The 24,448-nt window shown below is 75.9% G+C and carries 24 protein-coding genes; 8 read left to right on the top strand and 16 right to left on the bottom strand.

Features of this window, described 5'->3' with window-relative positions:
- The first annotated feature begins 53 nt into the window (after positions 1-53).
- The 3 genes from ACFV1L_RS09440 (at position 54) to ACFV1L_RS09430 (ending at position 3,022) form a co-directional block, all read left to right on the top strand.
- A complete protein-coding gene (locus ACFV1L_RS09440; protein ID WP_380364445.1) occupies positions 54-1,388 on the top strand; it encodes a hypothetical protein in 1,335 nt (444 codons plus the stop codon).
- A 121-nt stretch (positions 1,389-1,509) separates the two neighbouring features.
- Entirely contained in the window at positions 1,510-1,872 is a 363-nt protein-coding gene (locus tag ACFV1L_RS09435; RefSeq protein WP_380364443.1) for a hypothetical protein, read from the top strand.
- Positions 1,865-3,022, top strand: coding sequence for a caspase domain-containing protein (locus ACFV1L_RS09430; RefSeq protein WP_380364442.1), 1,158 nt, complete (start codon positions 1,865-1,867; stop codon positions 3,020-3,022). Before ACFV1L_RS09435 ends, ACFV1L_RS09430 begins: the two co-directional genes overlap by 8 nt.
- A gap of 375 nt (positions 3,023-3,397) precedes the next feature.
- Here the strand turns inward: ACFV1L_RS09430 and ACFV1L_RS09425 are convergent, their stop codons facing one another.
- The 4 genes from ACFV1L_RS09425 to ACFV1L_RS09410 all read right to left on the bottom strand — a co-directional run bounded on the left by ACFV1L_RS09425 (position 3,398) and on the right by ACFV1L_RS09410 (position 5,563).
- Positions 3,398-3,889 (bottom strand): acyl-CoA thioesterase, encoded by a 492-nt coding sequence (locus ACFV1L_RS09425; RefSeq protein WP_380364440.1) that lies wholly within the window; start codon positions 3,887-3,889, stop codon positions 3,398-3,400.
- Between the two features lie 3 nt (positions 3,890-3,892).
- Positions 3,893-4,150 (bottom strand): hypothetical protein, encoded by a 258-nt coding sequence (locus ACFV1L_RS09420; protein WP_157032224.1) that lies wholly within the window; start codon positions 4,148-4,150, stop codon positions 3,893-3,895.
- A 359-nt stretch (positions 4,151-4,509) separates the two neighbouring features.
- On the bottom strand, positions 4,510-5,010 hold the full coding sequence (locus ACFV1L_RS09415; protein WP_380364439.1) for a GNAT family N-acetyltransferase: 501 nt from the start codon (positions 5,008-5,010) through the stop codon (positions 4,510-4,512).
- A 46-nt stretch (positions 5,011-5,056) separates the two neighbouring features.
- Entirely contained in the window at positions 5,057-5,563 is a 507-nt protein-coding gene (locus ACFV1L_RS09410) for a DUF2004 domain-containing protein (protein ID WP_380364438.1), read from the bottom strand.
- Between the two features lie 240 nt (positions 5,564-5,803).
- On the opposite strand from ACFV1L_RS09410, the gene ACFV1L_RS09405 reads away from it, so the two are divergent.
- A complete protein-coding gene (locus tag ACFV1L_RS09405; protein ID WP_380364437.1) occupies positions 5,804-6,769 on the top strand; it encodes a glutaminase in 966 nt (321 codons plus the stop codon).
- Positions 6,770-6,833: 64 nt separating this feature from the next.
- On the opposite strand, the gene ACFV1L_RS09400 is transcribed toward ACFV1L_RS09405, so the two are convergent.
- From ACFV1L_RS09400 to ACFV1L_RS09390, 3 genes are all read right to left on the bottom strand, one after another.
- Positions 6,834-7,385, bottom strand: a complete 552-nt coding sequence (locus tag ACFV1L_RS09400) for a gamma carbonic anhydrase family protein (protein WP_380364435.1) — start codon at positions 7,383-7,385, stop codon at positions 6,834-6,836.
- 57 nt (positions 7,386-7,442) lie between these two features.
- The gene (locus ACFV1L_RS09395) at positions 7,443-8,711 is read right to left on the bottom strand and encodes a serine hydrolase domain-containing protein (RefSeq protein WP_380364434.1); all 1,269 of its coding nucleotides are present in this window, start codon (positions 8,709-8,711) and stop codon (positions 7,443-7,445) included.
- A 176-nt stretch (positions 8,712-8,887) separates the two neighbouring features.
- Positions 8,888-11,164: a hypothetical protein gene (locus ACFV1L_RS09390; RefSeq protein WP_380364432.1), complete on the bottom strand. Its 2,277-nt coding sequence runs from the start codon at positions 11,162-11,164 to the stop codon at positions 8,888-8,890.
- A 219-nt stretch (positions 11,165-11,383) separates the two neighbouring features.
- On the opposite strand from ACFV1L_RS09390, the gene ACFV1L_RS09385 reads away from it, so the two are divergent.
- Positions 11,384-11,917 carry an AAA family ATPase gene (locus ACFV1L_RS09385; protein WP_380364430.1) on the top strand — a complete coding sequence of 178 codons (534 nt, stop codon included), beginning with the start codon at positions 11,384-11,386 and terminating at the stop codon, positions 11,915-11,917.
- 164 nt (positions 11,918-12,081) lie between these two features.
- On the opposite strand, the gene ACFV1L_RS09380 is transcribed toward ACFV1L_RS09385, so the two are convergent.
- The 7 genes from ACFV1L_RS09380 to ACFV1L_RS09350 form a co-directional block, all read right to left on the bottom strand.
- Complete coding sequence (locus ACFV1L_RS09380) at positions 12,082-12,819, bottom strand: LLM class flavin-dependent oxidoreductase (RefSeq protein ID WP_380364429.1); 738 nt, start codon at positions 12,817-12,819, stop codon at positions 12,082-12,084.
- Between the two features lie 52 nt (positions 12,820-12,871).
- Positions 12,872-13,888: an LLM class F420-dependent oxidoreductase gene (locus ACFV1L_RS09375; protein WP_380364427.1), complete on the bottom strand. Its 1,017-nt coding sequence runs from the start codon at positions 13,886-13,888 to the stop codon at positions 12,872-12,874.
- A 49-nt stretch (positions 13,889-13,937) separates the two neighbouring features.
- Positions 13,938-15,551, bottom strand: coding sequence for an ABC transporter substrate-binding protein (locus tag ACFV1L_RS09370; protein ID WP_380364425.1), 1,614 nt, complete (start codon positions 15,549-15,551; stop codon positions 13,938-13,940).
- Positions 15,548-16,369 (bottom strand): ABC transporter ATP-binding protein, encoded by an 822-nt coding sequence (locus ACFV1L_RS09365; protein WP_380364424.1) that lies wholly within the window; start codon positions 16,367-16,369, stop codon positions 15,548-15,550. Before ACFV1L_RS09365 ends, ACFV1L_RS09370 begins: the two co-directional genes overlap by 4 nt.
- Positions 16,366-17,196 carry an ABC transporter ATP-binding protein gene (locus ACFV1L_RS09360; RefSeq protein ID WP_380364422.1) on the bottom strand — a complete coding sequence of 277 codons (831 nt, stop codon included), beginning with the start codon at positions 17,194-17,196 and terminating at the stop codon, positions 16,366-16,368. Before ACFV1L_RS09360 ends, ACFV1L_RS09365 begins: the two co-directional genes overlap by 4 nt.
- The gene (locus ACFV1L_RS09355) at positions 17,193-18,017 is read right to left on the bottom strand and encodes an ABC transporter permease (RefSeq protein ID WP_380364420.1); all 825 of its coding nucleotides are present in this window, start codon (positions 18,015-18,017) and stop codon (positions 17,193-17,195) included. The genes ACFV1L_RS09360 and ACFV1L_RS09355 overlap by 4 nt, the downstream gene beginning before the upstream one ends.
- Positions 18,018-18,182: 165 nt before the next feature.
- The gene (locus tag ACFV1L_RS09350) at positions 18,183-19,130 is read right to left on the bottom strand and encodes an ABC transporter permease (RefSeq protein WP_380364418.1); all 948 of its coding nucleotides are present in this window, start codon (positions 19,128-19,130) and stop codon (positions 18,183-18,185) included.
- A gap of 558 nt (positions 19,131-19,688) precedes the next feature.
- Here ACFV1L_RS09350 and ACFV1L_RS09345 point away from each other — a divergent pair.
- Entirely contained in the window at positions 19,689-20,519 is an 831-nt protein-coding gene (locus tag ACFV1L_RS09345; RefSeq protein ID WP_380364416.1) for a response regulator transcription factor, read from the top strand.
- 241 nt (positions 20,520-20,760) lie between these two features.
- Here ACFV1L_RS09345 and ACFV1L_RS09340 read toward each other — a convergent pair whose 3' ends face one another.
- Complete coding sequence (locus ACFV1L_RS09340) at positions 20,761-21,849, bottom strand: epoxide hydrolase family protein (protein ID WP_380364414.1); 1,089 nt, start codon at positions 21,847-21,849, stop codon at positions 20,761-20,763.
- A gap of 103 nt (positions 21,850-21,952) precedes the next feature.
- Between ACFV1L_RS09340 and ACFV1L_RS09335 the strand changes: the two genes are divergently transcribed.
- The gene (locus ACFV1L_RS09335; protein WP_380364412.1) at positions 21,953-22,414 is read left to right on the top strand and encodes a MarR family winged helix-turn-helix transcriptional regulator; all 462 of its coding nucleotides are present in this window, start codon (positions 21,953-21,955) and stop codon (positions 22,412-22,414) included.
- 670 nt (positions 22,415-23,084) lie between these two features.
- On the opposite strand, the gene def is transcribed toward ACFV1L_RS09335, so the two are convergent.
- Entirely contained in the window at positions 23,085-23,732 is a 648-nt protein-coding gene (gene def, locus ACFV1L_RS09330) for a peptide deformylase (protein WP_380364411.1), read from the bottom strand.
- A gap of 89 nt (positions 23,733-23,821) precedes the next feature.
- On the opposite strand from def, the gene ACFV1L_RS09325 reads away from it, so the two are divergent.
- Positions 23,822-24,340 carry a winged helix-turn-helix domain-containing protein gene (locus tag ACFV1L_RS09325; RefSeq protein ID WP_380364409.1) on the top strand — a complete coding sequence of 173 codons (519 nt, stop codon included), beginning with the start codon at positions 23,822-23,824 and terminating at the stop codon, positions 24,338-24,340.
- Positions 24,341-24,448 lie beyond the last annotated feature (108 nt).

Raw genomic sequence — 24,448 nt, 5'->3', positions numbered from 1 at the left:
CCGAGTGCCGTCCCGAGTGCCACCGCTTCGGCGGACCGCACGAGGAGTTGTCGATGTCGCACGTCCGTGGACCGAATCCCGCGCTGCGCGCGTTCATGGCGGAGGCCGGCTGGAACGGGCCCGCCCTCGCCGCGGCCCTGCAGAAGGTGGCCCGGGAGAGCGGGTTCAGCGTCGGCTACGACCGGACGACCGTCGCCCACTGGCTGTCCGGCACCCAACCCCGGCACCCGGGGCCGCAGTTGCTGGAGGAGGCGTTCACCCGGCGACTCGGCCGCCCGGTCTCCCGCGCCGAACTGGGCCTGCGGCCGGCGGACTCCCCCGCCGGCGAGGAGGCCGACCCGGAGCCGGTGGACGCGCTGGCCGGGCTGCGCCGGCTGCACTCCCGGCCGAGTCCCGGCGACCACCCGGACGAAACGTTTCAGCCTCCGCTGTTCCGCATCCGCCTGCTCCCCTCCCCCCGCGCCGCCGCCCCGGCCGCGCCGTCCGTGCCCGGCACCCGGGCCGGTTCACCGGCGGTGCCTGCGCTGCGCCGCTCCGGGCCGGAACGGGTCGGCGCCCGGCAGGTGGAGGCCGTCCGCGAGCTGACGGCGTTCGGGGCCCGGCACTACGACGGCTACGGCGGCGCGATCGCCCGCAGCCTGCTGCTCGGCTACCTGCGGGACCACGTGCTGCCCTGGCTGAGTTCCTCGGCCGGCGACCTGCGCCACCGCGAACTCCTGGTCGCCACCTCGCAGTTGGTGCGCCTGATCGGCCGCACGTACACCGACGACAATCGGCACGGCGAGGCCCAGCGCCACTACCGCTACGCGTACCGGCTGGCCGCCGAGGCCCACGACGGCCAGGCCCAGGCGATGGCGCTGCGCGACCAGAGCACCCAGGCCGGGGCGCTCGGCCACCAGGCGTACGCGGCCCGGCTGGCCGAGGCCGCGGCGGACCACCTGCCGCCCGAGGCCGCCCCCGGCGTCCGCGCGTTCGTCCTCGCCCAGCAGGCGGTGGCGGCGGCCCGCCTGCGCCAGTCCGACGAGGCCCTGCGGCACCTGGAGGCCGCGCAGCAGTGGGCGGCCCGCTCGGCGGCGGACGGCGGCCCGCACCGCTACCCGGAGCCGGCCCTGCTGTACCAGGCGGCCCAGGTCCACCGCTCGCTGCGCGCCACCGAGTTGTCCCTCTCCTACCTGCGCGCCTCGCTGCGCGCCCGCCCCGCCGGCGAGCACCGGACCATCGGCGTCTCGCTCCTCCAACTGGCCCACCTGGAACTGGACGCCGGGAACATCCACCAGGCCCGCCGCGCCTACGCCAGCTTCCGCGAACGCCAGGACGCCCTGCGCTCCCCGGCCACCGCCCTCCAACTCTCCCGCCTGGAAAGCCGCTTCACCCGCCTGGGAGGCTAGGGCCGCTCTTCCGGACCGCGCAGGGGCGGAGGGCGGGAGTCCCTCGACAGCGCGGTGATCTCCGGGCGACCATGGGGGCGGTCCGCGCGGTGCGGACGAACGACACGACAGGGGTGGCGAGTTGGACGCACGGATCACCGTGGTCGGCGACGAGGACGGCGACGGGCTGTCGTCGCTGCACGCGTGGCTGGTCGCCCAGGACGGCCTGCGCGGCCGGGTCCGGGTCGAGCGGCGGCCGATCGGGGCGACCGAACTCGGGGCCGCCGTCGACCTGCTCTCGGTGGCGCTCGGCGCCGGCGGCGCGGGCTCCGTGCTCGGCACGGCGCTCGTCACCTGGCTGCGCAGCCGCCGCACCTCCGCGAAGATCACCGTCCAGGTCGGCGACCGCTCGGTCACGTTGGAGATCGACACCCTGCGGGACACCACGGCGCTGCTGGAGCAGGTGCTGCGGCAGGGGCTCGACGACGGCGGCCGCGATGGCTGACGCCGCGCCACCCGCCGGGTCGCACGCGGTGCTGATCGGCGTCCCGGAGTACGACCACCCGGACTTCCCGCCCGTTCCGGCCGCCCGCAACAGCGTCCGGGCGATGAGCGCGCTGCTGCGCGACCCGCAGGTGTGCGGCTGGCAGGAGCAGCAGATCACCGTCATCGACGACGTCTCCTCGGGGCCCGAACTCGCGGGCCGGGTCGCGGACGTGGCCGAGAAGGCCACCGGGACGCTGCTCCTCTACTACAGCGGGCACGGCATGCTGTCGCCCGCCGGTGACCTGTGCCTGGTGATGCCGGGCACCCGACCGGACCGCCCCACCATCACCGGCCTGCCGTGGGGCAACCTCGCGGAGGCCATGCGGCTGAGCCCGGCCAGGTCCAGGATCACCGTCCTGGACAGCTGCTTCGCGGGCCGGGCGATCGAGGTCCTGACCCCCGAGGCGCAGGCGCTGGCCGACCTCGCGGAGGTCGAAGGCGTCTACACGCTGACCGCCACCACCCGCAACCGCACCGCCCACGTCCCGCCGCTCGCCGAGCAGCGGGACCGGCCCACCACGTTCACCGGCCAGCTGTGCGACCTGCTCCGCGCCGGCATCCCGGGCAAGCCCGAGTACCTGACCCTCAACGACATCTATCCCGCGCTGCGCGCCAGGCTGCGGGCCGCCGGCCTGCCCGTCCCGCACCAGTGCGGAACGGGCGGGGTCGGCCAGGTCGTGTTCGCCCGCAACGCGGCCCGGCCGGCCTTCGTCGAGCCGGTGATCAGCGGCAACCCGGTGGTCCTGGAGCCGGGAACGCCGTTCGGGAGCCGCCTGGCCGAGGTCGCCGCCGCGTGGGCGGGCCGCGGGCGGTCGAAGGACTGGCTGGTGAGCGGCAAGGCCTTCTTCGCCGTCTACCTCTGGTCGCTCGCCGAGAAGAAGCTGGGCCACCCGGTCGATCCCCTCACCGGCGCCTACATCGACGCCTGCTACCGGGCCGTCGGCGGCTCCCGCGGCTGGTCCGACCTGCTGTGGCAGCGGGAGCGCTGCGCCTGCCACGGCGAGCGGTGGAAGACGGAGAACCTCAACATCTGCCTCGACTGCCTGCGCTACCAGTGCATGTACGTCGACCGGACCTGCGGTGCGTGCGGCGGCCGGGTGGTCGGCTAGCGCGGCGACGGGCGGGGGCCGCCTCGGTGACGTGTCGTCAGGCCGCCCGGCCGGCGGGGTGAGCGGTCGGGCGGGTCGTCCGGCGGGACGGGGCGGCGGGGGTGTCAATGGGAGCATGAACGACCCCTCGTACTACCCGCTGCTGGTGTCCCGCCCGCCGGTCCCGGCCGGAGCGGAGGCTGTGCCCGACCGCTGTCCTGACGTGGCGTCGCCTCCGCCGGCCGACGACGGGGGCGTGCCGGAGGGGGCGTCCGGCTGAGGCCCGGGCCGGTCCCGGGGCGGGCGGTGTGCCCGCTCCCCGGGGCCGGCCCTCGTCGTCGGAGTCCGTTGTGCGGAAAGGGTTCTCCCGATCCGTCCGGGTGCTCGTCCGGCCCGTCAGGACGCCCGTTCGCCGAGTGCCGGGACCCGGAGGCGGGCGGTGGCCGGGACGGGTACGCAACCGACGGGGGCGACGGTGGCGAGCGGGCCGGTGGGGCGGACCCGGTAGCGGTTCAGGTGCCGGCGCTCCACGTCGCGCAGGGGGCGGCTGCGCCCGGTCTCGGCGTCCGTCGGCACGGTGACCGTCCGGGCCTGGAAGACCAGCCGGCCGTGGCGCCGCGCCTCGCAGGCGGTGTTGATGGACGCCCGGCCGAGGCGTTCCACCCAGATCTGCACGGGGAGCGGGGTCGAGCAGTGGTAGAGCGGCTCGCGGTAGTCGATCTCGTGCCGGGCGATCATGAACCCGTCCTCGAACAGCTCCTGTCCCTCGGCCTCGTCGTACAGCAGGCAGTAGACGGCCTCTTGGACGTACTGGAGCACCTTCAGGTTGTTGATGTGCCCGAAGGCGTCCATGTCGCCCCAGCGGGTCCGGCACAGGTAGGTGTACAACGGTCAGCCGTCCGTTCGGTGTTCGGTCCCGAAGCCGAGGGTGCGGCGCAGGTAGCCGTAGGCGTAGGGGGAGCGGCGCAGCGCGGCGTCGTCGCCCTGCTCGTAGACCTCGCTCGCGGTGTCGAGGACGGCGAGGCCGAGGATCTTCTCCGTCCGGCGGCAGAGTCGTTCGAGTTCGGTGAGGCGTTGGGAGGCGGGGAGCCCGGCGAGGGCTGCGCACGCTTTCTCCACCTGATCGACCCCGCCACGGTAGTCAGTCATCGTTCCTCTTCTCTTTTCGGACTTGATTCGTGTAGGGCCTCATCCGCCGAAGGGAAGGACAGGCGGATCCATCGACGCCGAAGGTCCTTCCGGTGATCAAACTCGGTCCCCCCGCAGCCGGACATGGCGAGGCTCCCCGTGTTTGGTTGAAGATCGTCGCATTCCGGGCGTGTTTCAACACAGGCCCTTGCCCGGCCCTGTTTCGGTCCCGTTCGGCCCACTTGTCCGTACACAAACGCGAACGATCCGCCCGGGGTCGGACGGATCGTCAGGTCATCGCTTCATCAGTCGTGCCGGCTCGTCGGCAACGGGTTCTGACGCCGCATCGGACGCACGGCGGCGGCGGGCGGGACGGGCGGCTACTCGGCTTCGGTGCGGTAGAGGCGCATGCCGCGCCGCTGGTAGTTGCGCAGGGCGTGCGGGTGGTCCGCCGAGCAGGTGTGCAGCCACACCCGGGTCACCGCGTCGGCGCCCAGGGGCTCGGTGGCCCAGGCCCGTTGGAGGGCGAGGGTCAGGGCGGGGCCGCCGAGGCCCTTGCCGATGCGGGCGGGTAGCAGCCCGAACGCGGTGATCTCCACGCTGCCGCCGGGCTGCGGCTCCAGGTAGGACACCCCGGCGGGCTCGCCGTCGTGCGTGATCAGCCAGTACTGCAGCAGCGGGTGCGCCCGCAGCTCGGCCTCCCATTCGCTGTCCGTGCGCCGGGCGCTGGCCCAGCCGTACGCCTCCCCGACCTGTGCCTGAGTGGTGCGGACCAGCATCGAGGACCGGTCGAGGAGCAGCAGCCCGAGGGCGGGCACGGCGGGGGCCGGGCGGAGGTCTTCCGGCGAGGTCATCTCCAGGTACCTGACGGTCTTTCCCACGGCGGAAGGCTACCGCCCGGGCGTTCGCCGCCTCGCGCCGGTGCCGTCAGCTCTCCCAGTCGACCGAGTCGACCGCCCCTTCCGCGGTCATCCTGACGGCGAGTATCTGGTCGGAGACGTCGGGTGCGAAGACGTAGTCCAGCACCACCGGGGCCCCGGCCGAGACGCCGTTCAGCCACAGGCCGATGCCGTGCGGGCGCAGCGCGGCGACGAAGGCGTCCGCGCCGACCTGCTCGCCGCCCGCCGCCCCGACCAGGCGCTCGACCGCCTCGGCGCCCTCCAGTTCGTCGATGTGGAAGTCGATGAAGCTGCGGTCCTCCCGCAGGTGCGCCCGCAGGGCCTCGCGCGCGGCGGCGTCGAGCGCGGGCAGGTCGCCGAGGCGGGCGGCGAGCAGGTCCAGTTCCCCGACGGACGGCTCACCGGCGGACCCGGCCCACAGCAGGACCTCGACCTCCTCGCCCGCCAGCTGCCCGGTGCCCTGCCAGATGACGTCCGGGCCGTCGGTCGTGCCGGTGTCCAGCCGACCGAAACGGGCATGCTCGACCACCGCCATGCGGACACTCCTCCACTCGTACGCCTCGGACCCGCGGAGCCTCCCACGCGCCACCGACAACGACCTCCGGCCACCGGCCGCTGCCCGCACGGACCACGGACCTGCCGGGGGCCGGCACGGCCGCGGCCCGTCGGCGGCGTCGGAGCGGCCCCGCGGCCGGCCGGACCACGGCCGTCTGCGATCGTTGGCAGCGGAACGGCCGCCCCGCTCCGCTCCCTCACCTCCCGTAGGACGCACCGCATGCCCGACAGCCCTCACCCCGCCCCGCCGACCCCGACGACCGGGTCCGCGTCCGGCCGCTTCGGCGCCGTACTGGAACGGATCGGGACGGAGGTGGCGGCGCTCGACGACCACGGCCGGCCCGCCGACTACATCCCGCTGCTGGCGGGGGCCGACCCCCGGCGCTTCGGCATGGCCGTCGCCGAACCGGACGGCACGGTCCACGGCGTCGGCGACTGGCAGGAGCCCTTCTCCACGCAGTCCATCACCAAGGTCTTCGCGCTGGCCCTGGTGCTCGCCTCGGAGGGCGAGGAGATCTGGCGGTTCGTGGGCCGCGAGCCCTCCGGCAACCCCTTCAACTCCCTGGTGCAGCTGGAGTACGAGAACGGCGTGCCGCGCAACCCGTTCATCAACGCCGGCGCCCTGGTGGTCACCGACCGGCTGCAGTCGCTGACCGGGCACGCGGCCGAGCAGGTGCGCGACCTGCTGCGCGAGGAGAGCGGCAACCCGGCCGTCGACTTCGTGGCGGAGGTCGCCGCCTCGGAGGCCGCCCACGGCGACCGCAACGCCGCCCTGGCCCACTTCATGGCGTCCTACGGCAACATCGCCAACCCGGTGCCGGAGCTGCTGGCGGCCTACTTCCGCCAGTGCTCGATCGCCGCCTCGTGCCGGGACCTGGCGCTGGCCGCGGGCTTCCTGGCCCGGCGCGGCGTCCGGGCCGACGGCTCGATGCTGCTGACGCCCAGTCAGGCCAAGCGGGTCAACGCCGTCATGCTCACCTGCGGCACCTACGACGCGGCCGGAGAGTTCGCCTACCGGGTGGGGCTCCCGGGCAAGAGCGGCGTCGGCGGGGGGATCGTCGCGGTCGTGCCCGGCGTGTGCACCCTGTGCGTGTGGAGCCCCGGGCTCGACCGGCGCGGCAACTCGGTGGCGGGCGTGTGGGCCCTGGACCGCTTCACCACTCTCACCGGCCTGTCCGTCTTCTGAGCGAGGGCGGTCCCGCGGCCCGCCACGGCGGTCCTGCTGACGGGCCGTCGGGAGGCGGCCGGCGTTACGGCCGGTCCGGAAGGTCGTCGGCCGGCGTCCGGACGTCCCGGTGGGCGCTCGCGAGCAACCGGTAGCCGGTGCCGTTCGCCGTGATGCCGGCCTTCTCGTGCTCGGTCAGCTCGCGGCGGACCCTGGCCGGGACGCCGGCGACCAGCGATCCCGCCGGGACGGCCATGCCCTGCGGCACCACCGCTCCGGCCGCCACCAGCGAACCGGCGCCGATCCGGGCGCCGTTGAGCACGGTGGCGTTCATGCCCACCAGCACGTCGTCCTCGACCGTGCAGCCGTGCAGCACGGCGTTGTGGCCGACCGAGACGCGCTCGCCGACCACCAGCGGGAAGCCCGGGTCGGCGTGCAGGGTGCAGTTGTCCTGGACGTTGCTGCCGGCGCCGACGGTGATCGACTCGGCGTCGCCGCGCAGCACCGCGCCGTACCAGACGCTCGCGCCGGCCGCGATCGTCACGTCCCCGACCACGACCGCGGTCGGGGCCACGAAGGCGCCCGGGTCGACGGCGGGCGCCCGGCCCCCGACCGCGGCGATCAGCGGCTCAGCCATGGCTCGTCCTCCTCAAGACGGTTGGGTGTGGTGCCGCCGGTCAGCGTAGGCGGTCGGTCACGGCGTCGTGCGGGCGGAGGCCGGTCCGGCCGCCGCGGCGCCTGCGCCGCACAGGGCGGTCACGGCCACCCTGCGCCAGGCGGCGTTGGCGGCGTCCTCGTCCGGGGCGTCGTAGAACGTGGTGCTCGCGGCGAACTCGCGCCTGCCGTCCGGGGAGGCCAGCATCATCGTGCGGTAGCCGGGGATGCCGCCGGCGTGGCCCCAGAACGCGCCGCACGGGGTGTCCAGGCGCTGGAGGCCGAGGCCGTACGTCTGTCCCTCGCCGTGCGGGGTGGTCTCCTTCATCGCGGCGAGTTCGGCCGGGCGCAGCAGGCGGCCGCCCAGCAGGGCGTCGAGGAAGGCGGTCAGGTCGGCGGTGGTGGAGATGCCGCCGCCGGCGGAGGCGGCCATGGAGGGGTTGAGCTCGGTGACGTCGACCGGCCCGGCGGACGACTTGGCGTAGGCGTGGGCGTGCGGGCCCGGGACGAACGGGAAGTCGCCGGGCATCCAGGTGTCGGTGAGCCGGAGCGGGCGGACGATCCGGCGGGTGACCTCGTCGTTCCAGCTGTGGCCGGTGAGCTTCTCGATGATCATCCCGATCAGGATGTAGTTGGTGTTGGAGTACTGCCAGTCCTGGCCGGGGGCGAAGGCGGGCGGGTACCTGTTGGCGAGGTCCACCAGGTCCCGCAGGCGGTAGGACGTGTAGCGGCCGCCGTTCAGCCACTGGTCGGAGAAGTCGAACGCCGGGTCCTGGGTGTAGTCGGCGACGCCGCTGGTGTGGTTGAGCAGTTGGCGGACGGTGATGGTGTGGCTGTTCGGGACGGTTCCCGGCAGCAGGGACTCCAGCCGGTCGTCGAGGTTCAGCCGGTGTTCGCCGACGAGTTGGAGCAGCGTGGTGGCGACGAAGGTCTTGGTGGCGCTGCCGATCCGGAAGGCGCCGCGCGGGTCGGCGGGTCGGCCGGTGCCGAGTTCGGCGACGCCGGTGGCGCTGCTCCACGCCAGCCGGCCGTCCACCCGGACGGCGCCGAGGGCGGAGGTCGAGTAGCCGGGGTCGGTCATCCCGGCGAGGGCCGCGTCGGCGGCCTGCCAGTCGGCGGGCCGCCCCGCCGTGTCGGCGGCTGCCGCGGGGACGGCGGGCCGGGCCGCGGCGGCCGGGGCGAGCGCGGCGAGCAGGCCCGCGCCGACGGCGAGCGCGAGGGCGGCGCGCAGGACCGGTCGGCGGCCGGCGGCGGCAGGGGTGGCGGCGGCGGGGTTCGAGGCGGTCCGGGCTGTCGGGTCGGCGGTCATGCCGGCCTCCCTGTTCGGGGTCGTGGCGAGATCGACCGGGCTCCTGCACGGGTTCTGACACCCTGCCAGGGGCACTCGGCGACGGCCGCCGTCCGCTCGGAGGAGACGCCCCCCGAACGGACCCGGAGCCGCACCCCGACCGGTCTCGGGGTACGGCGTGCCGCGGCCTCCTCCGGTCAGCCCGGCGAGCCCCGGTCGACCAGGGTGAGGGCCAGCACGGCCTCCGGGAGGGCGGCGACGACCAGGCCGTCGGGGGTGACGGCGAGGGAGCGGACGGGGGCGCCGAGGCGGATGTCGGCGCCCCGGTGGCGGTCGCCCCAGCGGCGGAGGCGGAGCAGGCCGTCGGACCAGGCGGCGGCGAGGAGGAGGCCGGCGGGCGTCGCGCCGAGGGCGGCGGCGGTGACGGCGTGCGGGCGCCGGTCGACGGGGGCCGGCAGCGGGGGCCGGCCGGGCATCCAGGTCCAGACCCGGCCGTCCTCGCCGCCGCTGACCACCAGGGTGCCGCCGTCGGCGTCGGTGACGCCGAGCGCGGTGACGGGGCCCTCGTGCAGCGGCGTCTCGGGGCAGTGGCTCAGGCCGGTGGCGAGGGTGCTGTGGGTGGTGCGGCCGTCGGACAGGCCGAGGACCAGCGCGTCGTGGTGGCCGGCCAGGGCGGTGACGGGGCCGAGGGTCTCCAGGGCGCCGGCGGGCGCGCCGACCGCGCCGTCCACGGTGACCGACTGCAGGGCGCCGGAGGCGTCGAGCAGCAGGGCCCCGCCGAACGCGGTGGCGGTCAGGGCGCGCGGATGACGGAGCGTCAACGGTGCGGCCGGGGACGCGGGCTCGCCGTTCGCGGGGTCGCAGACGTGCAGCGAGGCGCCGTCGGCGAGCAGCAGGCGGCCGGCGAGCGGGCCGACGCCGAGGGCGGTCATGCAGGGGCCGGCGGCGGGGCGGTTCCAGACGGTGTGCCAGCGGGCCTCGGCGAGCCGGGCGCAGTGCGCGGCGGACTCGGCGTCGCGTCCGGTCAGCCAGGCGTGCAGGACGGCGGCCCGGTCGGCGGGGCGGGCGAGTGCGGCCCGGTCGGGGGCGGCCAGCCGCCAGGCCTCGGCGAGCGGGGTGCGGGGCGCGCCCGCGTCCTCGGCTCGCTGGAACGCGGCGGTGACGGTGGCGGGTTCGGCGTGCAGCAGCAGGTCGAGTTCGTCGAGCATCGGGGAGGCCGGGTCGCCGGCGGAGGCGTGCCGCAGCAGCAGGGCGAGGCGTTCGGGGTCGCTGGCGGCGAGGTCGGGTCCGCCGTCGGCGCGGACCGGGATGCCGCCGGCGACCTCCCACATCATGGCGGCGTGGTCGACGGGCGGCCGGTCGGCGGCGACCCGTTCGGCGAGCTCGTCGGGGCGCAGCCGCCAGCGGTCGGCCATGGGCGGCGGAGGCAGCAGGTCGGCGGCGGACTTGACGGTCCGTTCGCCGCCCGCGCCGGGCAGGGTGGCCCACAGGTCGGTGCTGAGCGGCCCGTCGGCGGTGGAGAGCGCCTGCAGGGCGCGGCGTTCGGCCTCGGGGAGGGCGGCCCACCAGGCGTCGGCGAGGGCGGTGGCCCGTTCGGCGGGCGTCCGGGCCGGGTCGAGGACGGCGCCGGGGGTGCGGGCGGCGAGCTGGGCGAGGCCGGGGCTGGGGTGGGTGGTGGCGGGGTCGACCTGATGGCCGGTCAGCCGGGCGCACCAGGCGGCGTACTGGGCGGGGTCGGTCCACTGCGGCTGGTCGAGGTCGAGGACGGCGCCGCCGGGGGCGGCAGCGGTGAGCAGGTCGGCGGCGGGGCCGTGGGCGGCTTCGACGACGAGCAGCAGCCAGGGGACGCTCAGCAGCGGGGCGAGCAGTTCACGCACGAGCCGCTCGGGGGTGCCCGGCAGGCCCGGGCCGCCGGCCCGGTCGAGGTCGGTGACGACGACGGTGCGGGGGGTGCCGTCCTGGAGTGCTTCGAGCAGGTCGGCGGGGTTTCCGGCGGTCAGTCCGAGCAGGTCGGCGAGGCGGGTGGCGGCCGAACGGACCGTCAGTCCCTCCACGTCCAGCAGCGCGTGGACGCGGCGGCCGGGCCGGGGGTGGTCGGGCGGGCAGGCCGCGGCGAGCCAGGTGAGCAGGTGGGTGCGGCCGCTGCCGGACGAGCCGGCGACCCGGCACAGGCGGGGCCCGCGGGTGTCCTCCAGCCAGGAGAGCAGGGCGCGGCCGGCGGGTCGGCGGCCGGCGCCGAGCGGGGGCAGGCCGGGCGGTGGCGCGTCGGCGGGGACCGGGTCGGGGAGCGGGCGGCGGTGGCGCGGGTTCGGCCGGTGGGCGGCGTCCGGTCCGGGGGGCCAACTGCCCTGCACGGCGTGGACGGGGATGCGCCCGGCCGGGTCGGTGCCCTCGTCGAGGAGGTACCGCCAGCCCTGTCCGTCCTGCCCCCGCGTGCCGGTTCCGTGCTCGCCGTGCGTCGCTGCGCCGTTCACTGTTCGCGCTGTCCTTCGTGTCCGTCCCCGTGCGCCGGCCCCGTCCCGGGGCGGCGTGCACGGCCCGGCTGCTGCGCCCGGCGTGGCCCGTCCCCCGTTCATCTCCGGCGGCGGCACAGCCTACTGGAGGTGCGGGTACGTCCGTTCGGCCGGAACCCGGCGGGCGGGCGGGAGCGTGGTGGAGTGGGGCGGGGACAGCGGGGACAGGAGGCGAGAGACGTGATCATCTGGGTGAACGGCGCGTTCGGCAGCGGGAAGACCACGCTGGTGGCGGAGGTGCGCGGGCGGCTGCCCGAGGCGCTGGTGTTCGACCCGGAGGAGGTCGGCTTCCTGCTGCGGCGGGTGGTGCCCGATCCGGCCGGGGACTTCCGGGACCTTCCGCTGTGGCGGCGTCAGGTGGTCTCGCTGGCCGCCGGGTTGGCGACGGAGTACGGCCGTCCGGTGCTGGTGCCGATGACGCTGGTGCGCCCGAAGTACCTGGCGGAGGTGTTCGACGGGCTGGCGGAGGCCGGCGTCCCGGTGCGGCACTTCTTCCTGCGGGTGCCGGACGCCGTCCTGGCGGCCCGGATCGACGCCCGCAGCCTCACCCCGGACGATCCGGCCCGGGACGAGCAGGTCCGGGCGTGGTGCCGGTCGCGGATCGCGGAGTGCCGGGCGGCGGAGGCCGCGATGCCGCTGGAAACCGCGTTCCTCGACGGCGAACTGACGCCCGCACAGCTCGCTGACCTGCTGCTCGCCGACCTCGCGCTGTAGCCGACTCGCGCCCCGCCAGGCCCGGCACAGCGCCGGCCGGCCGCGAAACGGCTGACCACCCGCGCACCCTTCTGCCCCGACCCGCGAGCACGGCGCCGCACTCGCGCCCCCGCCTGCCTCAACCGCCCCCGAGCACCGCGACCGACTCCCGCCCCGGCCACGCCTCACCAGGCCCGGCGCAGTGGCTGCGGGTTGCGGAGGCGGGTGATCAACTCTCGGCGCAGGGGGCGGGGTTGGGGGGCCGGGAAGGAGAGGCGGAGGAGCTGGACGCCGGTGCTGCGGAGGAGGTGGAGGCGGGTGGCGACGGTGGCGGGCGTGCCGGTGTGGGCGGTGGCGAGGCGGCGGCGGGTGGCGGCGTCGGTCTCGGCGAGGAGCTCGCGGAGGCGGCGGCGCGCAGCGTCCTCGGTCTCGGCGAGGACGACGGTGACGTGGCGTGAGATGCGCAGGGTGCGGCCGTGGCGGGCGGCGGTGGCGTGGGCTTCGGCTATCCGGCGGCGGGTGTCGGGGAGCGGGAGGGCGGGGACGTCGTACACCCTCGCGTGGCGGGCGGCGAGCGGCAGGCAGTGGGGGGAGGTGCCGCCGAGGGAGATCGGGTGGGCGTGGTCCCGGTCGAGGTGGCGGGTGAGGAGGGAGAGGTGCTCGTCGTCGCCGGAGTCGATGGTCAGGTGGGCGCCGAGCCGGCCGCCGGTGGCCATCGGCCCGGTGGTGCCGATGCGGTGGGCGACGGCGATCCGCAGGCGGCTGGTGGCGGCGAGGGCCCGGCCGACCGCGGGCCACACCTCCGGGCCGGACGGGACGACGAGCGCGCCGTCGAACCCGTCCTCCTCCAACTCGCGTGCGGTGGAGGCGACTTCCGAGAGGCCGGGCGCAGCCCGGACCTCTCCGTGCAGTTCGAGGTCCATCACGGTTCTCCTGGAGGCAGTGGTGGCGGCCGGGCCGCGGGACAGGGCGGAGTCACCGGGCGGCGGGTCCGAGGCGGGCGAGGGTGTCGAGCAGCCGGGTACGGCTGGTGAACACCTCGGGGGGCGGTGAGACGTACAGCTGGATGGCGGTGACGCCGGGCTGCTGGTAGCGGAGGATCTGTTCGCGGCACTCCTCGGGCGAGCCGCTGAGGAAGAGGCTGTCGACGACCTCGTCGGGCAGCGCCCGCTGCGCGCCCTCGTGGTCGCCGTCGGCCCAGCGCTTGTGCGTCTCGGCGAGCAACTCCCCGTTGCCGAGCCACTGGTGGAACTTGCGGTAGGGCTCGCGGTTGAGGATCCAGGTGAGGAACGGCCGGCTGGCGCGGTGCGCGTACGCGGTGTCCTCGGTGGGGCAGACGAAGACCTTGACGACGAGTTCCTTGCCGGGCGGCTGCGGCCCGACGACGTCGAGCACCTTGGGCAGGTCCTGGGCGCTCAGCAGGTTGGTGATGGCGCCGTCCCCCTCGGTGAAGCCGAGCCGGAGCATGCCGGGCCGCAGTGCGCCGAGGATGACCTTGACGGGTTCGGCGGGCGGGTGCGGCAGGCGGTAGCCGGTGATGGAGAAGGTGTCGAAGTCGCCGGCGACGTGTTCGCCGCGCAGCGCGGCGGTGAGGAAGCGGAGCACGTCGCGGGTGCGCTTGAAGGGTTCGTCGAACGGGATGCCGTTGATGTCGGTGACGTGCGCGGGCACCGAGGCGCCGATGCCCAGCAGCACGCGGCCGGGGGCGAGTTGGGCGAGCGTCGCGGCGGTCTGGGCGAGCACCGCGGGCCCGCGGGTGTGGACCGGGACGATGCCGGTGGCGATCCGCAGGTGGGGCGACCAGGCGGCGGTGGCGGCGAGCGGGGTGAAGGCGTCGGTGCCGCCGCCCTCCGCGCTCCACACGTCGCCGTAGCCGAGGTCCGGCAGCCGTTCCACCAGGAAGCGGTGCCGGTCGATGGTGAGCCCGGGCAGCGGCAGGGTGATGCCCCAGGCGGGCGGCGGCTGGTGGTGCGGGGAGGTGCTGGTGGTCATCGAAGGGCCTTTCTGCGAACGGGTCTCGGCAGCTCGTGCCGGGTGCCGACTAGTTGCCGACGCGGACGGTGGTGAGGTCGAGGAACCAGGACTGCGGCTGGACGAGTCCGTGGACGGTCGGGGCGAGGGCGCGCGGGTTGCGGTCGTTGACCACGAACAGCCACGGCGCGTCCTCGGTGACCTGTCGCAGCGCGGTGCGGTAGGCGGCCTGCCGGGCCGTCGTGTCGGGGTTGGCGGCGGCGCCCGCGATCAGGCTGTCGACCTTCGGGCTGGCGTAATGGCCGGTCCAGAAGGGGCTGTTGGAGCCGACGAACAGCGGCAGCAGCGCCTCGGACTGGAACAGCGTGGTGGACTGGGCGATGGCGTCGGAGCCGAGGGCGACCTGCCCCTTGGCCTCGGCGCCGATCAGCGTGGTCCAGTCGGTGGTGCGGATCTCGACCTTGATGCCGACGGCGGCGAGGTCGCGTTGCAGGGCCTCCGCGATGGGCACCGGCAGCAGGTTCCCGGATCCGCCGGTCGGCACCGTCACGGAGCTGCTGAACCCGTTGGGGTAGCCCGCTTCGGCGAGCAGCTGCTTCGCCTTGGCCGGGTCGTGGGAGTAGCGGTCGCCGGTCGGGTCGTAGGCGGCGGTGGCCCGCGGGGCGGCCTGGAAGGCGGGGTCGGCGGTGCCGTGCAGCAGGTTGCCGGCGATGGCCTGCCGGTCGATCGCGTAGTTGGCGGCCTGCCGGACCCGGACGTCCGCCCACGGGCCCTTGGCGGTGTCGAGGATCCAGTACCACAGGTGGTCGTAGCTGTTGGTGAGGATCTGCGCGCCGGCGGCCTTCAGGCTGTCCAGGTCGTCGGGGTTCGGGTACTCGATCCAGTTGACGCCGCCGGAGCGCAGCGCGGCGGTGCGGGCGGCCGGGTCGGGCAGCGCCTTGACGATCAGCCGGTCGAGCCGGGGTGCGCCGCGCCAGTACGTCCGGTTGGCGGCGAGTTCGACCTGCTGGCCCTCGGTCTGCGAGACGAACCCGAACGGGCCGGTGCCGACCGGGTGCTGGGCGAAGTCCTTGGTGCCGGTCTTGCGGACGGCGGTGGGGCTGGCGATCAGGACGTGCGCCAGGTCCTCGGGGAAGTGCCCGTTGGGGGCGGTGGTGACCAGTTCGACGTGGGTGTCGTCGGTCTTGCGGTAGGAGGCGATGTCGCCGGCGTACTCCTTGGCGGCCGCGCCGAGCGCGTCGGTGTGCTCGGGGCTGGCGGGGTCCAGGTAGCGGTGCAGGTTGAACAGCACCGCGTCGGCGTCGAACGGCGTGCCGTCCTGGAAGGTGACGCCCTTGCGCAGGGCGAACGTCCAGGTCAGCCGGTCCGGTGCGACCTGCCAGGACTCGGCGAGCGCGCCGGTGACCTGCGGCGGCTTGTTGGTGTCCTTCAGCAGCTCGTAGCGGGTGAGCCCTTCGTAGATCTGGAAGCTCAGCAGGCGCTTGCCCTCGAAGCCGGCGCCGCCGATCACGGTGTCCAGGTTGGGCAGCTTCCCGGTCGCCCCGATCACCAGGGTGCCGCCGCCGGAACCGCCGGCCGCGTCTCCCGCCCCCGGGTCCGCGGCGCCGCAGCCGGCGGCCGCCAGCAGGACGGTGGCGGCGGCCAGCGCGGCGGCTCTGGAACGGGTGCGGTGGTCCTTGGTCATGACGATTCCTCGCTCGGTTCGGTGTGCAGACCCGCGCCGGCCAGCGCGACGTGCGGGCCGGCGGCTTCCAACAGGGCCTGGGTGTACGGATGGTGGGGTGCGGTCCAGAGGGTCTCGGTGGGGCCCTGCTCGACCACCCGGCCGGCCCGCAGCACGAGCGTGCGGCTCGCGAAGCGGGCGACGGCCGCGAGGTCGTGGGAGACGAACAGGTAGCCGGTGCCGGTGCGTTCGCGCAGTTCGGTCAGCAGGTCGAGCAGCCGGCGCCGGGTGTCCGGGTCGAGCGCGGAGGTCGGCTCGTCGCACACCACCAGGGCCGGGCCGGTGGCCAACGCCCGGGCCACCGCGACGCGTTGCAGCTGCCCGCCGGAGAGTTCGCGGGGCAGGCGGCCGGCCAGCTCCGGCGCGAGGCCGACCTGCCGGAACAACTCGCCGATCCGTTCGGCGCGTTGACGGCGCGGCACGCCGTGCGCCCGGAGGGCGAACCCGACCGCCTCGCCGGCCCGCAGGGCCGGGTTCAGCGACCCGCGCGGGTGCTGCGGCACGAACTGGAGCCGTCCCCGCACCGCGCGGTCGGCCCGCGCCCGCAGGCGGGCCGGGTCGCGTCCCTCGAAGGTCACCGTCCCGCGGTCGGGCCGCAGCAGTCCCAGCGCGAGCCGCGCCAGCGTGGACTTCCCCGACCCGGACTCCCCCACCAGCGCGACGGCCTCCCCGGCCCGCACCTCCAGGCTGACCCCGTCCACGGCCGGCCGGCCCGCCCAGCTCTTGCCGACCTCGTCGAGGCGGAGGAGGGGAACCGCTGCGGTGTGCTGGTCGGTCATCGGCGGGCTCCTGCCGGGGCGTCTGCCGGGGCTGCGGCGGTGGGCCGACCGGTCGGCACGAGGAGGGCCCCGGCGGGTCCGGTGGCGGTCACCCGTCCCTGGTGGAGGACGGCGAGGGTGCCGCCGATCCGGGCGGCGGCGGACAGGTCGTGGGTGACCAGGAGCAGCGCCAGGCCGCGCTCGGTGCGCAGGGTGGTGAACAGGTCGAGGATCCGGGCGCGGACCAGGGCGTCCAGGGCGGTGGTCGGCTCGTCGGCGATCAGCAGTTCGGGCCCGCAGGCCACCGCGAGGGCGATCGCGGCGCGCTGCCGCAGTCCGCCGGACAGTTCGTGCGGGTGGGCGGCGGCCGCCCGTTCCGGGTCGGGCAGGCCGGCGTCGGCGAGCACCGGCAGGGCGGCGGCGCGGGCCGCCTTCCGGCTGTCGGCGAGGCCGTGCCGGCGCAGCACCTCGGCGAGTTGGGCGCCGATCCTGCGCAGCGGGTCCAGGGTCGCGGACGGATCCTGTGGGACGTAGCCGATCCGGCGTCCCCGGATGCGCGTCAACTCCCGTTCGGGCAGGCCGAGCAGTTCGGTGCCGCCGAGCCGCACCGAGCCGCGGACGGTGGCGCCCCGGCCGGGCAGGCCGAGCACCGTCCGCGCGATCGTGGTCTTCCCGCTGCCGGACTCACCGAGCAGCACCAGCGCCTGCCCGGCCGCGACCGCCAGGCGGACGCCGTCCACGGCCCGCACCCCGCCGGGGTGTTCGACCGTCAGGTCCTCGACCGTCAGCACGGCCGCGCCGGGCTCCGTCCCGGCCCGCGCGCCCGTCTCCGTCGCCGCGTCCGTCATCGCGCCGCCTCCGTGCCGTCGCCGATCCGGGCGCGCAGCGCCTCGCCGAGGGTGTTGAAGAGCACCGAGACGGCGAGGATCACCAGGGCGGGGATCGCCGCGAGCCAGGGGTGGGTGAAGATCGCGGGGCGGAGCTCGTCGAGCATCGCGCCCCACTCGGGGGCGGGCGGGGCGACGCCGAGGCCGAGGAAGGACAGCCCGGCGGCGTAGACGATGGCGAGCCCGACCAGCGAGGTCGCGTAGACCAGCACCACGGGGGCGACCACCGGCAGGACCTGTCGGAGCACCAGGGCCGGCCAGGTCGCGCCGCTGACCCGGGCGGCCTCCAGGAACTCGGCGGACCGGATCCGCCGGGTCTCGGTGAACGCGACCCGGGCGACCGCCGGGGTGAGCACCACGGACAGCGCCAGCACCGTCGAGCCGAGCCCCGGGGTGAGCAGGGTGGCGACCGCGATCGCCAGCAGGACGCCGGGGAACGCGTACAGCACGTCGAGGGTGCGCAGCAGGGCCTGTTCGGTGGCGCGTCCGCCGAGTCCGGCCGCGATGCCGACCAGGGCCCCGGCCAGGCCGGCCACCGCGACGGGCAGCAGGCCCGCCGTGAGGGACGGACGGGCGGCCCAGAGCAACCGGCTGAGCAGGTCGCGCCCCTGACTGTCCGTGCCGAGCAGGTGGCCCGCGCTGCCGGGGTCGAGCAGCCGGTCGGCGAGCTGCCCGGCGGACGGGTCGGCGGGGGCCAGCAGCGGCGCGGCGACGGCCAGCAGCACCGGTAGCAGCGCCGCCGCCGCGGCCGGCACGAGGGCGGGGAAGCGGCGGGCGGTCATCTGTCCGCTCCCGTCCGGGGGCCGGCGCCGGGCGCCCACAGCAGTCGGCTCAGCGGGCCGCCGGCGCGCGGCACGGCCAGTCGGATCGTCCCGAGGCGGGAGGCCAGCACCAGCGTCACCGCGGGTCGGTCCGTTCCCGTGCCCGGTCGTCGATGTGTCGTCATGTCAGCTCCGCACCCTGGGGTCGATCGCGGCGTGCGCGGCGTCGACCAGCAGGTTGATGCCGACGAAGGCGGTGGCGACGATCAGCACGCCGCCCTGGACGAGGGGGAGGTCGCGGGCGGTGAGCGCGTCGTAGAGCAGGCGGCCGAGGCCGGGCCGGGCGAACAGGGTCTCCACGAAGACGACTCCCTCCAGCAGGTAGGCCAGTTGCAGGCCGCCGATGGTCAGCAGCGCGGGCGAGGCGTTGTGCGCGCAGTGGCGCAGCACGGCGAGGCGGCTCAGGCCGCGGGCGCGCAGCCCGTCGGCGAGGTCGCCGGCCAGGACGGCGGACAGCGCGGCGCGGTGGACCCGGGCGGTGAGGCCCAGCGGGACGAGCGCGGCGGCGGTCGCGGGCAGCAGCAGGTGGCGCAGTTGGTCGACGGCCCCGCCGCCGGCGCCGAACGCGTCCTGGGTGCCGCCGGCCGGGAGCAGCTGCCAGTGGACGGCGAACACGGCGATCAGCAGCAGCGCCACCGAGTACTGCGGGGCGGAGACGGCGAGCGTGGAGGCCGCACCGGACAGGCGTCCGGTCCAGCCGCGCGGGCGCAGCGCGCCGAGCGTCCCGAGCAGGACGCCGCCGGCCAGCACCAGCGCGAACGCGGCGGCGGTGAGCGTGAGGGTCTGGCCGAGGGCGGGCAGCAGTTGGGCGGTGACCGGGCGTTGGGTGGACGTCGAGGTGCCGAGGTCGCCGGTGAGGGCGTGGCCGAGCCAGTCCAGGTAGCGGACCGGCAGCGGCCGGTCCAGGCCGATCCGTTCCGCCAGCGCCTGCCGGGCCTCGGCGGGTGCGCCGGGGCCGAGGAACGCGGTGACGGGGTCGCCGGGGACGAGCGCGACGGTGGCGAACACGACGGCGCTCACCCCCAGCAGGGTGGGCACCGCGAGCAGCAGGCGGCGCAGCAGGAATCCGGTCACGGGGTGCCCGGTCCGGCGGCGGTCAGGGTGGCGGGCATCGGGCGGTGCGGTCCTCCGGTTCGGCGGCGGGGCGGCGCGAGGTGTCTTCGGTGCTCGGCGGCGCGGTCCGTCGGGGTTGTCCAGGCCGAGGGTTGCGGAGCTGCGGGCGGGCAGCCAGCCAGGCGTTCATGCGGTTACCGGTGGTCATAGGAGCGGCCGGAGGGGGTATCGCGCTGGGGGCGACATCCGGGCTGCGGACCGTCCTTGACCGTCCGTCAGCGGCGTACATACGATTTCCGGTATGGCATATCGGCGGACCGACTTCACCCTCTGGGGGATCGGCGGCTCGTGGCACCGCAGGTGCTTCGACGAGACCTGTCGCCCCGGCACGGTGCGCCGCCCCCTGGCCTGACGCCGGCGGCCCCGGAGCACCCGCCCTCCCTCCGCCGGGATCGTGCCGTCCCCGAGGACCTCGATCCCCACCTCCCGTGCCGGGCCCCGCGCCCCGGCCCGCCGCCTCCGAGGGGACCGATCCGCCATGCACCCGCACCCCGCCACGCCCTCCCGCCGGGAGGGACCGTGCCCGCACTGACCCGTGGCACCACCCGCACGCTGCGACCGCCCGCCCGGCGCGCCCCGCACGCGATGGACGCCCTGCACACCGAGATCGACAACCCGCTCGACCTGCTGGCGGGCCACCACCTGCTCGCCGAACCCGCCTGCACCTGCGGCCACCCGCTGTGCCCCTCGGCCGGCTCGACGCACCGGGCCGTCGCCACCCGGATCTTCCTGATCGAACGTCAGCCGGTGGTCAGCGCCGGACTGCGCAGCGTCCTCGCCGCCGCCCCCGACCTCGCCGTGGTCGGCTCCGCGACCGACCCCGCGCACGCGGTCGCCGCCGTCCACCGGGTCCGGCCCGACCTGGTCCTGCTCGGCCGGGGGCCGGGCCTCGACGCCGACCTCGCCGCCGTCGCCGCAGTGCGCCGGCCCGAGGGCGCGCCCGAGGCCCGGATCCTGCTGCTGCGGCGCGCCGGAACCACCACCGAGGCCAGCCGCATCCTGATGGCGGGCGGCAGCGGCTGCTTCCCGCTCGACCTCCCGCCCGACCGCATCATCGACGCCGTCCACCTCGCCGCCGCCGGCGCGACCCTCTTCCTCCCCGCCCCCGTCCCGGTGCGCCCGCACTCCGTCCCCACCGAACGACCCCTCGACCAGGCCGGCCTGACGGACCGTGAGCGCCAGGTCCTCACCCACCTCGCCCTCGGCCTCAGCAACGCGGAGATCGCCCGCCGCCTCGCCCTCGCCGAAGCCACCGTCAAGAAGCACCTCACCCACGCCATGCGCAAGACCGGCCAGTCCGACCGCCTCCGCGCCGCCCTCTACGCCGTCCGCCACGGCCTCACCGGCTGAGCCGAGCCCCGGCCGGCGCTCCCGACCGCCCCCGACCCCGCCCCGTCGCACCGGGTGCTGCCGGCCGACGGGCGGGAGCACCCGGTGCCCGCTGCGCCTCCGGGTCACCGCGCTCCACGCCGGTCGGGCCGCCGCCCGGATCCGCCGGGGCGGGGCTCACCGGGAGAGGCTGCTCGCGGAACAGGGCCGGTACGGCAGGCACTTCCGCACCGGCCCCGGTCCGGCGGGGGGCCGAGCCGGATCAGCCGTGCCCGACGACGGTGCGGAAGAAGGCGCGGACGTCCCGGGCGAAGGTCTCCGGCACCTCCATCGCCGCGAAGTGACCGCCGCGCGCGAACTCCGACCAGTGCCGGATGTCGTACCGCCGCTCGGCCAGCGGCCGCACCGACCGGGTGATGTCGTGGGCGAACACCGCCACGCCGACCGGCGCCGGGCACGGAACGCCCCCGCGCGCGGTCTCGTGGTGCAGGCGCGCGGAGGACGCCGCGGTGGCGGTGAACCAGTACAGCGCCACGTCGGTGAGCATCCGGTCGTCGTCGATCGGCGACGCCGGGTCGGTCCAGTGCGCGAACCGCTCGGCGATCCAGACCAGTTGGCCGACGGGCGAATCGGTCAGCGGGTAGCCGACGGTCTGCGGCGTGAGGGCCTGGAGCGCCTGGTAGGGCGGCCGGTTCGCCATCAACTGCCGGACCGTGTCGAGCCGGGCCTCGTCCGCCTCGGACAGTTCGACGTCCGCGGCCGGATCCGGCGGCGTCGGAAGGTAGTTGACGTGCACGCCGACGACCTGCCCGGGTGCGGCCGCGCCCAGCGCCAGCGAGATGCTCGCGCCGAAGTCACCGCCCTGGGCGCCGTAGCGCCGGTAGCCGAGCCGGCGCATCAGCTCCGCCCAGGCCCGCGCGACCCGGGCGGTGTCCCAGCCCCGCTCGCGGGTCGGCCCGGAGAACCCGTAGCCCGGGATGGACGGGATCACCAGGTGGAAGTCGCGCGACAGCGGCTCGACGACGTCCAGGAACTCCAGGAACGAACCGGGCCAGCCGTGGGTGAGGACCAGCGCGAGGGCGTCCGGCCTCGGCGACCGGACGTGGACGAAGTGGATGTTCTGGCCGTCGATCTCGGTGGTGAAGTGCGGGAGTTCGTTGAGCCGGGCCTCGTGCGCGCGCCAGTCGTAGCCGTTCCGCCAGTACTCGGCGAGTTCCTTGAGCCGCGCCAGCGGGAAGCCGTAGTCCCAGCCGGCGTCGGCGACCTCGTTGGGCCAGCGGGTGCGGGAGAGGCGGTCGGCCAGGTCGTCGAGGTCGGCCTGCGGGACGGCGATGCGGAACGGCTTGATCACGGTCTTCTGCTCCAGGGAGAGTTGCTCGAACGCCGAAACGTTAGTGGCACTAACGGAAGCTAGACTGTTAGTCGCACTAACGCAAGGAGTTGAGGACCCGCCCATGGAACAGCCGCCCGAACCCGCGCCGGCCCGGCTGCGCGCGATCCCCAGCCGGCTGATCGCCGGCGCCGCGATCGCCGCCGACCGGCTCGTCGCCGAACGCCTCGCCACCGAAGGGGCGCGCAAGTGGCACTTCGCCGTCCTGGTCGCCCTGGCCGAAACGGGCGCCGCCAGTCAGGCCGAACTCGGCCGCCGCACCGGCATCTACCGCAGCGACATGGTCGCCGTCCTGAACGAGCTCGCCGACGCCGACTGCATCCGCCGCGACCCCGATCCGGTCGACCGCCGCCGCAACGTCATCACCCTCACCCCCGTCGGCCGCCGCCGCCTTGAGCGCCTCGACGCCCTCGTCACCGACGCCCAGCGCGCACTCCTCGCCCCCCTCACCCCCGCCCAGCAGACCGAACTCGTCCACCTGCTCACCGTCCTGACGGATCACCACCGCCCCGCGCACGGCACCTGACGGCGTGCCCCACCGGGCGACTGCGGTCGTCGGCACACCGCCCCCGGCGGTCCGGGGCCGTCGCCCGGCCGCGGACCGCCGCGGACGTGCCGTTCCTCGACGCGAGCGGCCCGGTGAGCCCGCGTGCAGGGACGGGCGGGAGATCCCCGGCGGCTGCCTTCGGGCGGGCGGGACGCCGAGCGCGGGAGGCGGCGGAGGAGCTGGGCGTCACCCCGCCGAGCGGCCGGCTTCCGGTCGTCGAACGGGCGCCGCACCCGGCCGAGGGCGGCAAGCCGCTGTTCGTCCTCGACGGCGGAGTCCTCCCGGCGGCCGCCCGCGCCGCCATCGCGGCCGACCGGGTCGAGGTCGGCGCCTGCGGGTTCCACCCGGCGGGCCGGCTCGACGCCCTCCGGCTTCCCCGCCTCGCCCGCCGGGTGCGCGCCGCGATCGCCGCCCGGGCGCACGGCACGGCGGCCCGCCCGGAACACGGGACGGTGCACCGGCCGGAGGGCGGGCACGGGGCAGCGGCCCCGGCGCTCCGCTCGACCGGGCCCTCGCGGCCGGCCGCAACGCCCGAACTCCTCCGGCGGGCGGCCCGGTTCGCACCCCTGACGCCGGAGGGCTCCCGCACCCGCGGCCCGGCCGGGCGCACGGCGGGAGCCTTCGTGGCCGAACGGCCGCCGGCGGCGGGCTATCCGCCGAGGCGGGCGGCGTTCGCCGCGCGGCGGGCGAAGACCTCGGACCGGCGGTCGGCCATCTCGCGGAGGGCGGACTTGCGCTCGCGGGCGGACAGGCGGTCGAGGTAGAGGCGGCCGTGCAGGTGGTCGGTCTCGTGCTGGAGGCAGCGGGCGAAGTAGCCGTGGCCCTCGATGGTGAGGGGGCGGCCGTGCAGGTCGTAACCGTGGACGACGGTGCGGTCGGGGCGGGCGACGGTGCGGTACGGACCGGGGACGGAGAGGCAGCCCTCGGACTCCTCGATCAGGCGGCGGTGGGACGTCGGGGTCTCGTCGAGGACGGGATTGGCCAGGTGGCCGACGTGGCGGACGCCCCAGTCGTCGGTGATGTCCCAGATGAAGAGCTGCAGGTCGACGTCGACCTGGTTGGCGGCCAGGCCGGCGCCCTCCGCGACGTGGTTGGTGGCGAACATGTCGTCGACCAGGCGGGCGAGTTCGGGGGTGCCGAACTCGGTGACGGGGCGGCAGCGGCGGTGCAGCACCGGCTCCCCCACGACGGTGATCCGGCGGACCGCCCCGCGGGCGGTCTCGGGGGCGAGCACGGGGTAGCTGTCGACGGGTTCGCCCTGGACCCGGACCCGGCGGTCCTGCGCAGTGGTGGCCATGCCTGGAACGGCACCTCTTCTCGACACCGGTCGGCGACCGCCGACCTGACGGCTTGTCATTCGCTTGGCAAAGTAGCACGCTTTGCAAAGTGACCGACGAGATCGACGAGACCCAGCTCCCCCTGCCGCCGGGCGTCCGCCGCCCGCTGCCCGACCACCCCGTCCGGATCGCGCTGCTCGACCTGCTGGCCGAAGCGGGCACCGTGACGTCGACCGAGGCCGCCGCCCGGCTCGGGCTCAGCTCGGGGCTGTGCTCGTTCCACCTGCGGCAGCTGGCCCGGTACGACCTGGTCGAGGAGGTCCCGCAGGGCGGCCGCGCCCGCCCCTGGCGGCTGCGCTGGGCGACCGACGCCGCCCCCGCCCCGCACACCGTCCACCCGCCCGCCGGAGCACCCCGCACCGCCCCCGGCCCACCCGCCGCCCGTCCGACCGCCGTTGCGGCCGCCGATCCGGTCACCGCCGTGCTGCACCTCACTCCCCGCGAGGCCGACGAACTGCTGTCCGCCGTACGGAAGTTGATCGAGGCGTACACCGACCGCCCGGACCGTCCGCACGGTGCGCAGCCGTACGCCGCGGCGGCCCGGATCGTCCCGCTGCTCCCCGACTGAGCGCGGCCGGGGGCGACGAAGGTCGCCCCCGGGGGATCCGTTCGGGGCTTCTGGGGCCCGGCGGGTGCTGCCTAGCGTGACTGGCAGGACGCAACCGTGCGGGTCGGA

It is taken from the genome of Kitasatospora sp. NPDC059646, from assembly GCF_042734615.1.
In the GTDB taxonomy this organism is placed as follows: Bacteria; Actinomycetota; Actinomycetes; order Streptomycetales; family Streptomycetaceae; genus Kitasatospora.
Note: the sequence above shows the minus strand (reverse complement) of the source record. Positions and strands in the feature narration are given on the sequence as shown.